The 13655-nt window shown below is 39.0% G+C and carries 9 protein-coding genes; all 9 read right to left on the bottom strand.

Annotation, left to right across the window (positions count from 1 at the left end):
- Positions 1-15: 15 nt before the first annotated feature.
- Entirely contained in the window at positions 16-2022 is a 2007-nt protein-coding gene (mutL, locus tag AACL61_RS05965; protein ID WP_339111128.1) for a DNA mismatch repair endonuclease MutL, read from the bottom strand.
- A gap of 11 nt (positions 2023-2033) precedes the next feature.
- Positions 2034-4679: a DNA mismatch repair protein MutS gene (mutS, locus tag AACL61_RS05960; protein WP_102816797.1), complete on the bottom strand. Its 2646-nt coding sequence runs from the start codon at positions 4677-4679 to the stop codon at positions 2034-2036.
- 161 nt (positions 4680-4840) lie between these two features.
- Positions 4841-6382 carry a ribonuclease Y gene (gene rny, locus AACL61_RS05955; protein WP_339111129.1) on the bottom strand — a complete coding sequence of 514 codons (1542 nt, stop codon included), beginning with the start codon at positions 6380-6382 and terminating at the stop codon, positions 4841-4843.
- Positions 6383-6616: 234 nt separating this feature from the next.
- A complete protein-coding gene (gene recA / locus AACL61_RS05950) occupies positions 6617-7705 on the bottom strand; it encodes a recombinase RecA (RefSeq protein WP_102816795.1) in 1089 nt (362 codons plus the stop codon).
- Positions 7706-7802: 97 nt separating this feature from the next.
- Positions 7803-9047, bottom strand: coding sequence for a competence/damage-inducible protein A (locus tag AACL61_RS05945; protein WP_102816794.1), 1245 nt, complete (start codon positions 9045-9047; stop codon positions 7803-7805).
- 124 nt (positions 9048-9171) lie between these two features.
- On the bottom strand, positions 9172-9759 hold the full coding sequence (gene pgsA / locus AACL61_RS05940; protein ID WP_003666663.1) for a CDP-diacylglycerol--glycerol-3-phosphate 3-phosphatidyltransferase: 588 nt from the start codon (positions 9757-9759) through the stop codon (positions 9172-9174).
- Between the two features lie 26 nt (positions 9760-9785).
- Complete coding sequence (locus AACL61_RS05935) at positions 9786-10823, bottom strand: helix-turn-helix domain-containing protein (RefSeq protein WP_102816793.1); 1038 nt, start codon at positions 10821-10823, stop codon at positions 9786-9788.
- 98 nt (positions 10824-10921) lie between these two features.
- Entirely contained in the window at positions 10922-12220 is a 1299-nt protein-coding gene (gene yfmH / locus AACL61_RS05930) for an EF-P 5-aminopentanol modification-associated protein YfmH (protein ID WP_339111127.1), read from the bottom strand.
- A 4-nt stretch (positions 12221-12224) separates the two neighbouring features.
- Positions 12225-13472: an EF-P 5-aminopentanol modification-associated protein YfmF gene (gene yfmF, locus AACL61_RS05925; RefSeq protein ID WP_216577804.1), complete on the bottom strand. Its 1248-nt coding sequence runs from the start codon at positions 13470-13472 to the stop codon at positions 12225-12227.
- Positions 13473-13655 lie beyond the last annotated feature (183 nt).

Genomic DNA, 13655 nt, shown 5'->3' with positions numbered 1-13655 from the left:
TTATTACCACATGACTTAAAATTCATGGTCATCAAAATCATCCGCATACGGGGTGTGTGAATCCTGAATTCGTTTAAACATTTTTTCTAAATCCTGATCATTAAAATGAACAGTTACCGGACGCCCATGTGGACAATTAAAAGGATTCTCACATTGTGGCAACCGTTTCAGCAAGGCTTTAGCTTCCCGTTCGTCAAGGTGGTGGTTAGCCTTGATGGCCCGCTTGCAGCTCATCATAATCGCTGTCTTCATTCGAAATTCTTTAACGGTTAGTTTTCCATTCTTAATTAACCAATCAATCATTTCTTTGGCCGTGTCTTCTTCTTGCCCCTCTTTAAACCAGGTTGGATGGGAACGCAAAATAAAACTATTCTGACCAAATGACTCTAATTCTAATCCAACCGCTGCCAGCGTATCGAGATGCTGATTAATTGTCATTGCATCGACAGTCGAATAATTAAGAACAAGCGGAACCAAGAAATTTTGCTGATCAGCGCTCACTTCCCCAATTTTTTGGCGGTAATACTCATAATTGATTCGCTCCTGAGCAGCATGTTGGTCAACAATGTAAAGACCATCTCCTGCTTGTGCTAATAAAAAGGTTCCCTGAAGCTGACCAATATATTGAAGATCAGGAAACCGATTTTGCTGCTGATCTTGTTTATCATGGACATCTAATTCAATATTTGCAGGTTTTACTGGCTTCTTAGTCATAGTGGGAACTGGAGCAGAAAATGGCGTAACTTCACCCTCATTTTGATAACGCTCATCAAATTTTTGCATTGCTGGCGTATTTAAATCTTCAAGATGGTGGATAACGATCGGTGCCGGAATCTCACTATCAAGTGCGTCAGCATGTGCTGGATTATCAGCTTCAGGAGTTGGAATTTCAGTTGCCGCCTTCTCTGTTGCTGGCACTGCTGAAATCGGGGCGGCATGATAAACAGGGGATGCTTCCTTTAACCGGCGATCAAGGTCCGCTACCTCATCATCATTAGGAATGAATTGGTCAGCATCGACATCCGGAATCAAGTTCTCAACTGCTATCCGCTGCCGAATCGTTTCGGCAATCAATTTTATTAGTTGCTGTTCTTTGCTTAAACGGACCTCACGTTTAGCTGGATGGACATTCACATCAACTAAAACTGGATCCAGATCAATGTTAATTACTGCGATCGGATAACGGCCAACCATTAGTTTTGATTCATATCCCTGAATAATTGCCTTTGTTAATTCAAAATTACGAATATACCGATGATTGATTGTGATTGTTATATATTGACGTGATGCACGTGTTAATTCTGGTAAGGAAACAAAACCACTAACCTTAAAATCATCATCTGCACCACTTATTTCAAGCATCTTGCGTCCTGCTTGAACGCCATAAATTGCTGCAACTACCTGCTGTAAATTATTATTACCCGCCGAACGAAATAATTCCCGCCCATTATGGGTAAAGCTAAAAGCAACCGCTGGATTAGCAAGGGCAAGCCGATTAATGATATCCGTAATTCTGGTTAGCTCCGTTTGAGGTGATTTTAAGTACTTTAATCGCGCAGGAGTGTTAAAGAATAAGTCGGTTACCTTAATATCGGTTCCTTGACGCGCACCAGCCGGCTTCACTACTAATTCTTTTCCTCCCCGCAAATGAATCATTGTTCCTTCTTCTTGACCGGCTTGAGCAGTCGTAAGCGTTACATCAGCAACTGAAGCAATACTAGGTAACGCTTCCCCACGAAAGCCCATCGTCTGCACCTTAAAGAGGTCATGGCGAGAATTAATCTTACTGGTTGCATGACGGTGAAATGCTAGCCTAATATCTTCAGCAGCGATTCCGTCACCATCATCAATCACGCGCACGCTGTCTAAACCTGAATTTTCAACAATAATATCTACACGGTGACTATGGGCATCCAATGAATTTTCAACTAATTCTTTTACAATTGATGCTGGACGTTCAATTACTTCACCGGCAGCAATTTGATTGGCTAAAATATTATCTAATTCATGAATCTTTCCCATTAAATATCACCTTATTTCAATTTCTGCTGCCACTTATAAATTTGATTCATTACATCCATGGGTGTCATCCCCATTAAATTAAGTTCTTTTAATTGATGTAAAATCCGCCGATCAACACTCGATTCTTTTTTCTCAGGCTGAGTGGCAAATAATTCAAGTTGACCATTATCTTCAACGCCTGGTGCAGCCTCTTTCTTTACCGGTGCCGCTTCATTTATCTTCGCTGATATTGGTTCTGTATGGTAATTATCTGTTGCCGGTTTAGGCGTATTCGGTAGTTTTACATCCTTTTGCTCTAATTTTTGCAAAATAGTATCTGCGCGTTTTAACAATGAGGACGGCATTCCTGCTAGTTTAGCCACGTGGATTCCATACGACTTATCTGCAGGGCCTGCACTTACCTTATGCAAGAATACTAACTCCCCATCTTTTTCTGTTGCTCCTACGTGGACATTTTTAAGCCGCGTCAAGCTATTCTCAAGAGCTGTCAGTTCATGATAGTGAGTTGAAAATAGCGTCTTAGCACGAACATGCTGATGAACGTACTCAATAATCGCTTGCGCCAATGCCATCCCATCATAAGTTGCGGTTCCCCGGCCAATTTCATCAAAGAGAATCAAACTACGATCCGTGGCATGGGTCAAAGCATTATTGGCTTCCATCATTTCAACCATGAAGGTACTTTCACCAGAGATTAAGTCGTCAGCTGCCCCAATGCGCGTAAAGACTTGATCAAAAATTGGCAATTCAGCGGATTTAGCAGGGACAAAGCAACCAATTTGTGCCATTACCGCAATCAATGCTAGCTGACGCATATAAGTACTCTTCCCTGACATGTTTGGCCCAGTAATCAGGAGAATATCAGTATCTTCTCCCATCAAAACATCATTAGGCACATATTCCTGGTGTCCCATAAACTTTTCCACAACTGGGTGACGCCCATCTTTAATCTTTAATACGTGCCCAACATTCATTTCAGGACGGACAAAATGGTAATCTTCACTAACAACCGCAAAGCTTTGGAGTACATCTAATTCCGCAAGTTGTTGTGCTAATTTTTGCAGGCGTGTAATTTGTCCCTTGACTTGTTCACGGATTTTAACAAAAATATCATATTCCAAGGCTGTTGACTTTTCTTGCGCCCCCATTATCAATGCCTCTTTTTCCTTTAATTCTGGAGTAGAAAAACGTTCAGCATTAACTAATGTTTGTTTACGCTCATAGCGATCTTTAGGAAGCTTATCAAGATTAACTTTTGTAACCTCAATGTAATAGCCAAATACATGATTATAACCAATTTTGAGGTTATTTATGCCCGTTAATTTCCGTTCACGTTCTTGCAGGTCCGCAATCCACTGTTTTCCATTATTCATCGCATCACGGTATTGGTCTAGTTGGTCATTATAACCATCCTTAATTACGCCACCTTCAGTAACAGCAATTGGCGGTTCTTCAACAATTGATTGATCAATTAAATCTGCCACATCGTCCAAGGGGTCCAATTGTCTTTGTAATTCTTCAAAGACAGGTGAATCAAGGGTTTCTAAAACGTATTTTATTTTAGGAACTTGCTTTAAGGAAGTCTTAAGTTGAATAAGATCACGCCCATTAACACTTCCATAGGCAACCCGCCCTGCTAAGCGTTCAAGGTCGTATACTTTAATTAACTCTTGCTGCAAATTACTTCGCTCAAAATAGTGGTCTAATAACTCTTGGACTTTATCTTGTCGTTCACTGATTGCATTTTGATTAATCAGCGGCCGGTCAATCCACCGTTTAAGGAGACGACTGCCCATCGCTGTTTTTGTCTCATCCAAAAGCCATGCCAAGGTCCCCTGACGCTTCCCACTTCGCATATTGCGCATTAATTCAAGATTTGTTTTTGAATAGTGGTCGATCTTCATAAAAGAACTTGGTTGATATGCAATTGCTTTCTGCATATGGGCCAAAGAGCGCTTTTGGGTCGTTAATAAGTATGACACAAGTAACGCAACAACGTGCTGTTGGGCTTGATCATCAAGGTCTTGAGTAAGATAGCTAATCTCAGCATTTTTAAGGACCGTTGGCTGATGTGATTGAAGGATATTTCGTTGCTTAAACTGAGTTGTTATTTCAACTGGCAACTCACCATCCACAACTACTTCCTTGCTTTGGAGATTAACCAATTCATTGACCGCGTCATTTGCATTATTTAAGCTTGTCGTTTTAAGCTCCCCAGTCGATAAGTCGGTGTAGGCAATACTAAATACCCCATTTTGTCCACTAATCGCTGCAAGATAATTGTTATCACGTGCCTGTTCACCATTTAAATCCATTTGCGTTCCAGGCGTAACTAAACGGGTAACGGCTCGTTTAACCATTCCCTTCGCCTTTTTAGGGTCTTCCATCTGTTCACAGATTGCTACTTTATAGCCCTTATCAATTAAAATATCAATATAGTTGTTAACTGCGCGATGGGGCACTCCACACATTGGAATTGGATTTTTCGCACTATGGTTTCTCGTTGTTAATGTTAGCTCAAGAAGTTGCGCTCCTTTAACCGCATCGTCATTAAATAGCTCATAAAAATCACCAAGTCGGTAAAATAAAAAGGCATCTGGATATTGATCTTTTACCTTTTGATATTGTTCCATCATTGGTGTTGTTTTTTTTGCCACTAAATTTCACCCCGTTAATATATTTTTTAATGTTAATAATAAACTAATTATATTTTTTGTCTAAATTTACTGCAAGATCTCTGTTAATGATGGATGTTATTTAAAATAATAAAGAGACTGAAGGTTATACCCAGCCTCTTTATAGGAACTGAAAAATCAGTTTATTTAGCATAATCAACTGCTCGAACTTCCCGAATAACGGTTACTTTAATATGTCCTGGATATTCTAATTGCTTTTCAATTTTGTTCTTAATATCATGTGACAAAGTTGTTGCCTGCAAATCAGAAATCTTCTTCGGTTTGACAATCACGCGAAGTTCTCGACCAGCTTGAATTGCATAACTATGGTCGACACCATCATAACTGTTTGCTATGCTTTCTAGTTTCTTTAAACGTTGAATGTATTGTTCTAATGACTCGCTTCGAGCACCAGGACGGGCCCCTGAAATTGCATCTGCTGCTTGTACAAGAACAGCAATTACAGAATTAGCAGGGACATCTCCATGGTGAGAAGCAATCGTATTGATAACCACTTTATTTTCTTTATACTTGCGGGTTAGTTCTACACCTAACTCAACATGTGAACCATCAACTTCATGATCAATTGCCTTCCCAATATCATGAAGGAGTCCAGCACGTTTTGCTAATGTAACATCTTCCCCAAGTTCAGCAGCCATAATTCCGGCTAACTTAGCAACTTCGATTGAGTGGTCTAAGACATTTTGACCGTAACTAGTCCGGTACTTCATTCTTCCGACCGTCTTAATTAGGTCTGGATGCATTGAATGAATTCCTAGATTAAACAATGCTTGCTCACCAGTCTCCCGTAGTTGAGTATCCATCTGCTTACGAGCCTTATCAACAGCTTCTTCAATTCGTGCAGGATGAATACGACCATCTTGAATTAATTTTTCAAGTGCGATCTTAGCAATCTCACGTCGTACAGGATCAAAGCCGCTCAATACGACAGCTTCTGGCGTATCATCAATAATCAAATCAATACCTGTTAACGTCTCTAAAGTTCTGATATTTCGACCTTCACGACCAATTATTCTTCCCTTCATATCATCATTAGGAAGATTAACAACCGAAACAGTCGTCTCTGAGACAACATCCGCAGCACTACGCTGAATTGCTTCAACAATTAATTTCTTTGCATTACGTTCTGCAGAAAGTTCCGCTTCTTGTTCACTGTCACGAATCATTACTGCTCGTTCAGTTTTTAACTGTTCTTTTACTTCAGATAATAATAACTGCTTAGCATCTTCTTGTGACATTTGAGCAACTTTTTCAACTTCTTGTTTGCGTTGTTCAATTAAGGCTTCTGCTTGTTCCTTTGATTGATGAAGCTGCTCTTTTTCTTGATCTAATTTACGTTCACGAACGCCAACTGCATTCTCTCTTTTTTCTAGAGCGCTATCCTTATGATCTAAAGAAGCCTCCCGTTGGAGTAATCGGTCTTCTTGTCGTTGGACCTCACTCCGCCGCTGTTTTAACTCATCTTCCACTCTCTCGCGGTATTGATGACTCTCTTCTTTCGCTTCTAAAATAGCTTCTTTTTTCGCCGTTACTGCTTCTTGTTTTGCTTTAGAAATAATACCTTTAGCATCATTATGTGCTTCTGCAACTTGTTTTTCATATGAAACCTTGCGAATTACATAGCCGACAATAATTCCGACAACCATAGCAAGCGCGGCGAACATTAAAATTTTCACTATTTCACCTCCGCTTCAACTATTATGTTGTTGGTATGAATAAATTAATTTCACCGTGTAACGTCAAAAAACATCACACAAGTTAAATTTTAAGCTTGCCACACTAAGGTGTCAACTATTGAATTTATCAATTGCTTAAACAGCCAGCATAAAAAGGGAAATCCCTAATATTCAGCTATTAATGCTAAAAAATTAGGGAATTTCAACTTCAAATATTATTATTTATTCTTTACTTGCTTCTTCGATTGTTTCTTGTTTATTTTCACCGTTCTTACCACTGGCTTTATCATCAGCAGTTTTTTTCGTTGACTTTTCATTTAACGGTTCCATCCCATTTGCAACACGAACTTTATCCATTAATTCATTCATGCTGTCTGGATGTTCCTTAAGCCACTTTTTAGCATTTTCACGACCTTGCCCAATACGTTCGCTACCATATGAGTACCAGGCACCGCTCTTGTCAACAAGATCGTTTTCAACTGCCATATCTAGCAATTCACCAGTCTTAGAGATCCCCTCACCGTACATAATGTCAACTTCACAACGTTTGAATGGCGGAGCAACCTTATTTTTAACAATCTTTACTTTAGCTTTATTTCCAATAACATCCGTACCATTCTTAATTTGTTCCGCACGACGAATTTCCATCCGGATAGTTGAGTAAAATTTAAGTGCCCGTCCACCAGTTGTTGTTTCAGGGTTACCAAACATCACTCCAACTTTTTCACGGATTTGGTTAATGAAAATAGCAATTGTCTTTGTCTTATTAATTTCACCGGAAAGCTTCCGAAGAGCCTGAGACATCAAACGAGCTTGTAATCCAACATGGGTATCACCCATATCACCATCAATTTCAGCACGAGGAACTAATGCTGCAACTGAATCAACAATTACTAAGTCAACTGCTCCACTTGAAATCAATGCATCAGCAATTTCTAATCCTTCTTCACCACTATCAGGCTGCGAAAGCAATAGGTCATCAATATTAACACCTAAGGCTTCTGCATATTGAGGATCAAGAGCATTTTCGGCATCAATATAGGCTGCTGTCCCGCCTTGCCGTTGTACTTCTGCTACCGCATGCAATGCTACAGTGGTCTTACCAGAACTTTCAGGACCATAAATTTCAACTATCCGACCACGAGGATATCCACCAATTCCAAGTGCCTTGTCAATAGCAAGGGAACCACTAGAAACTGAAGCAACCTTCATATCAGTGGCGTCACCCATTCGCATAATAGAACCCTTACCGAAGTTCTTTTCGATCTTTCTGATAGCAACATCTAATGCTGCTTTTCGTTGGTCAGCCAAATCAAATTCCTCCTTTTTTACGGTTTATCCGATAACTAATAATAACAGTTTTAGCCAAAAAAACAAGAAAAAAGTGAACAAAAGTTCGTTTATTTTTTTATTTTAGTTCACGGTAAATTAATTGAAGTCCATACTGAACACTTAATGTACGAATCGCCTGTCTTCCAACATAGGATGCAAGGTGTAATTGAACGGTTTTAGTTGGGCGTCCCTTCATTGCTAGTCCAATCCAGACCGTCCCCGCTGGCTGTCCTTCTAACATATCTGGGCCGGCCACACCAGTAAAGCCAATTCCAACTTCAACATTTAATTTTTGTCGACACCCTTCAGCCATTGCCGCAGCAGTTTCAGAACTTACTACCCCATCCTGGTCAATCGTGTCGTGGGGAATTCCTAATAACTTTTCCTTTGCACTAGCAGCATAGGTAACAAAACCACCATTAAAAACAGTCGAGGCTCCTGGTACGGAACAAATAGTACTTTGGAACATCCCCCCTGTTAAGCTTTCTGCTGCTGTCAATTTCCATCCGCGATTTTTTAATTGTTCAACGACGACTTTGGCAAGTGTAAGGTCATCCCCCACTCCAAAGAAAAATGGTTCTTCAACTGCAAGAATTGCTTTTTGTGCCTGATCAATTTTTTCTTCAGCTTCAATCACTGGTAAGTCACGCACGGTGAGCCGAACTTGGATTGCCGTTGGTTGAACATAAGAAGTAATGCTTATCCCTGGGATATCGTTAGTGGCATCTTCAATTTCATCCATCAATTGTGACTCCGGCCGCCCTAAAAAGTTTAATGTCCGACTGGTAATTTGTTTTCTTGTTTGAAAATATTGCTGGAGTTTAGGAACCAGGCTCTTTTCAACCATTGCCTTAAATTCGGCGGGTGGTCCCGGCAAGACAACCACAACTTTCCCCTTAGTTTCATACCAACATCCTAGAGCAAGCCCCACAGGATTAGCAAGCGGCTCTCCTCCCTGTGGATACTGGGCTTGACGAATATTCTCTGGTTCCATTTTTATTTGTCGTTGTTCAAATGTTTTTTGAATCCATTTCCAGTGTTCTTCGTCAGTCTGCAACTCTTTCCCTAGGGTTTTAGCAACTGTAGGCATCGTAATATCATCTGCAGTTGGCCCAAGTCCCCCACAAACAAAAACTAATTGAGCACGAGTCAATGCGTGATTAATAACACGCTCTAACCTCTGCGATTGATCGTCAACAGTTGTTTGATAAGTAGCCGGTAAGTCAAGTTGGGTTAGTCTGTTAGCTAAGTACGCGGCATTGGTATTAACTATTTGTCCGAGGACTATTTCAGTTCCTACTGAGATAATTTCTGCATCCATAAAACTTCATCCCCTATTAATATATATACGTAAAGTATAGTCATTTTCACTAAAATCTTAAAACTATGAATATAAAAAACATGAGGGTGAGAAAAAACTTTTGTTTTTTCTCACCCTCCATATCCTATTTAAATCCATCCGAAAAGACATCGCGTCCCTGAATGAAGTAGTCCACTCCAGAATAAATAGTAAAGAACAAGCAAATATATAACATAATTTGGCCAAATGGAATATTCCAAATAGCAAAAATAACATTATTTAAGAGTAAGAAGATAATTGCAATAAACTGAGTAGTTGTCTTAATCTTCCCCGGCATTTTAGCAGCTAATACTACCCCGTCTTGTTCCACTAACAATAAACGTAAGCCCGTAACAGACAATTCTCGCCAAATAATGATTGAAGTTACCCATGATGGAACAACACCATTTCCAGTTAAAACGATAAATGCAGTCATGACAAGCAACTTATCAGCAAGCGGATCAGTAAACTTTCCAAAATTAGTTACAAGATGGTGCCGTCGCGCAATTTGTCCATCAAGATTATCAGTAATTGTTGCTGCAATAAATAAAATAGCAGCAATAAGCTGAGCCATCGGGATAGTTGCTCCCCAAAAACTTACAGCTCCCCAACTTTGTAATGGTAGAACCATTAATAATAAGAAAAAGGGAATAATAATTAAACGTATAACAGTTAGTTTATTTGGTAAATTCAATGTTCTAACTCCTTTAGTTCTCTTAATTAACGAGTTGGTTGATTACTTTGTTGACTAGTATTTGTCTGAGGACGACTGTTATTATTAGCAGCAGACGGTTGAGTAGCATTATTAGGACGTGCCGAGGATGACGAAGCTTGGCTTGAACTATTTGACGACTGACTTGCTGAACTACTGCTTGTTTGGGTACGTCCAAAGTTAATCGTTACATTCCGCGTGTTCTGGTAACGGCCATTATTAGTAAAGTCGATTTCTTGATTACCGAGTTTTAATTTTGTTGCCCGGGCATTGCCAACTGTGATTACTAATGAAGTTGTATCACGACTTATTTTTACGCTAGTTTTTTCATTGTTATTCAAAGTTCTGTTTAATAAGTCATTATTATTTGCCCTTACTTGCATCCAAGAACGATCACTTGGTTCAATTTGTAGCGTTGTGTCTTTAGTAAGTTGACTTGCTGTGTAAGTAACGCTTGTGTCATTCCGATTAGGTGCTTCTTGAAGCTTGATTGCCGTTGATTTGCTTTGCTTTGTACTTGCCTTTTTAGCAGAGGTAGAGGCCTTCTTACGACTCTCTCCAGAAACAGATACTGAACTATTATCAATCCGTGTAGAAGAATCGCGATGATTGCGAGCAATGGCCGTAATCCAAATAGCTGCCAACACTAAAATAATCACGCAAGCAATAATAATCGTTGGCATATAGTTACGAACCTTATCTACGCTCCCACTAACAGTTTTTCGTTGGTTTGCACGAGTTTCAACTGCTTGAGCCAAGTGGTCGGAATACTCTTCCGTTTTAGTCTGTGGTAATTGATCATCGTATTTTTGCAATAATTCATTACCATCTAAGCCCACTGTATTGGCATATTGCTTAATGAACGCACGAACATAAAAGTCACCAGGAAGTTCATCAAAATTTTCATCTTCAATCGCGATTAAATACCGCTTTTGAATCTTAGTCATTTGTTGAAGGTCATCAAGGGTATAGCCCTTTTCTTCCCGTGCTTTTCGTAAAATTTTACCGATTTCTAGTCGTTTTTGATCGTTCTCGTTCTCACTCATTATTCTATCTCCATTTTCATTTATCTTTACTCTTGGATATTATATCATGCTCAATTATATATTAGCTTATCGGAATAAATCTATAGGAAAAGTTTAGTTTATTGATGTTGCGGAACAACTTGGTATACCGAAATACCTTGCGGAGTAATAAACTCTTTTGCAACTTGATAAAGATCATCAATCGTAATAGTTTCCAAGGTCGCTATCTCATCCATCAAGCTAGCACCAGCAAAGAGGTCTCCAGCATAACGATTAGCAATTGCTTCTGGCGAATCTAATAAGCCAATTAACCGCCCTAGTTCTGCTTTTTTAATTTCCTCAAATCTTGTCCGCGCCGCTTCAATTTGCTGATCAGCACTTTCAAGAATATCAATAACTTCATCGGCAAAGCGTTCCATCTGATCAGTATCAGAGCTAAAGTACGCAAAATGAAAGCCTCGTTGCATTTCAAAATTGTAGCTAAACGTGTCATCTAATGTTTCATTATTATACAAACGCAAATAGTTATCTGACGTATCGTCAAACAAAACATCTAACAAAAGATCAATTGCTAATTTGTAGTGGAGCCGTTCTTTACCATCATCAAATTGCTTGGTCCCTCGTAAGCCTACCATCACTTTAGGACGAACAATATCCATCGTTAATGAACGGAATGGAATTACATCATGCGCAGTTGGATCGTTCAAGCTAAATAACCGTTGGGGTGTCTCTGCGGGAGCGAAAATCTTTTGTTCCTGGTTTTGCTTGATCCACGCCATTGTTTCTTCTGGATCTAAGCGTCCTACAAGGAAAAGGTTCATATTGGTTGGTTGATAGAAAGTCCGATAACTATCCATCAGAATTTCTGGTGTAATATGACTGATTGATTCAACCGTTCCCGCAATATCAATCCGCATTGGATCTTTGGGGTACAAATTACCTAAAATACCTAAGTAAAGCCGCCAACTCGGATCATCCTCATACATTTGAATTTCTTGGCCAATAATTCCCTGCTCTTTCTTCACTGTCTCTGCAGTAAAGTAGGGGTCTTGAACAAAATCCAATAGAACATCTAAATTCTCACGGAGATTACTAGTCGTCGAAAAAAGATAACTTGTTTGGGTAAAACTAGTAAAGGCATTTGAATCAGCTCCTAGTTTACCAAACAAGTCAAAGGCATCATGATCTTTTTTCTCAAACATTTTATGTTCAAGGAAGTGGGCAACCCCGTCTGGAACAGTAATCGCCTCCTTTTGATGGTACGGTATAAAATGATTATCAATGGAACCAAAATCTGCTGTTAAAATAGCATATGTCTTATGGTAGCCTTCCATTGGTAAGAGCTGGACTTTCAAACCATTTGGTAATTGTTCACGGTAAATGGACTGGTTAAATTTTTGATAAACTTCTCTATCCATATAATTATTTCTCACCACTTAATAAATAAACTGCCTGAAGCTTCATCTGTTTAGCAACACGCATGACGTCAGCTACGGTTACTTTTTTTATTTCGGTAATAAAGTTCTTATCCGATTCATTAACTAATTTGGTAACTAATTGTTGCTCCAAAACATTACTTGCCAAATCATGCCCTGCCCGGTATTGGTTAATCAAACTATCTTGAACTTCACCTAGCGTCTCAGTAGTAAAATCACCATTTTGCAAGGCAGTTAATTGTTCCTGAATCATATTTTGAACTTTTTCTTGGTCACTCGCTTGAATTCCTGTTTGAACACTTACAATCCCATTGAATGGAAGAAGCCGGCTAGAAGCATAATAAGCTAAACTAGCTTTTTCACGGACATTCGTAAAAAGCTTTGAATATGGCGTGCCACCAAAAAGTCCATTAAAAACCAAGCCAGCATAGTAATCGGCGTCATGATAATAGACAGGTAAAGAATATGCCAAATTTAACTTTGCCTGATTTACTTGTTGATATTCTGTTTTTCTTTGAACTTGATCATACAATGCTTGATGATATAAAGGTGACTTGTTAACAATATCGCGATCTTCAAAAGGCAACTTAGCAATAACTTGCTGAGCACGCATCGGATCAATGTCACCTAACACAAAAATATCAATTTTATCTTCATTAATCATTGAATGATACGTTGAAACTAAACTTTTAGCATTTAAGTTCTCAAGATCAGCAATTTGACCGAAACTAGGAACCTTCATTACAGAATCATTTTGGTAGTACAAGTCCATAAGACGTTGATTAGCCAAAAATTGTTTATCGTCATAAAGCGACTTTATCGCACTTTTTAAATTATTAGATTGAATTCTAAAAGTAGGACCATCAAATTCCCCGTCATCGATTAGCGGATGGAAAATGATCTCATTTATTAAGCCACTAATCTTTTCAAATAAATCTTCATCAACAAAGCGATTATTGACAAAACTCGCTCGTAATCGGACAGTATGCAATGTCCCCAGCCGGTTAACATATAAATTAACATAGGCACCATATAAAGATGCCAATTGACGAGCCAAAGCCGTCTGTGTTGGATAGCGATGCGTGCTGGTCTCTAATAGGTTTGCCAATAAATTTCGTGCAGTAGCATTCGTTGGTGTTTGCGGAGTCGCAAAATCTATTAAGACGTGATTCATCTTAAATTGTTTTGTGGGTATAATGTGCAAGTCCACGCCACGAGCAAGATTAAAATCCACGTTCTCTTTCTCCCTTCAATATAAAATGCAGCAAGAGGGGTTCCACTAGCTGCAACCTAGTTACATTCAAATTATCATACTGAATAATGATACGTTAAATATGACCAAATTACAAACCGATTACGTAAATTCATCATATTTTTATTAATTTGTTTGTAGGAAACAATCGAGTAGGAGATAATT

It is taken from the genome of Limosilactobacillus reuteri subsp. porcinus (assembly GCF_036621895.1).
GTDB lineage: Bacteria > Bacillota > Bacilli > Lactobacillales > Lactobacillaceae > Limosilactobacillus > Limosilactobacillus reuteri_J.
The sequence above is the reverse complement of the archived record's forward strand: the minus strand, read 5'-3'. Positions and strand labels throughout refer to the sequence as shown.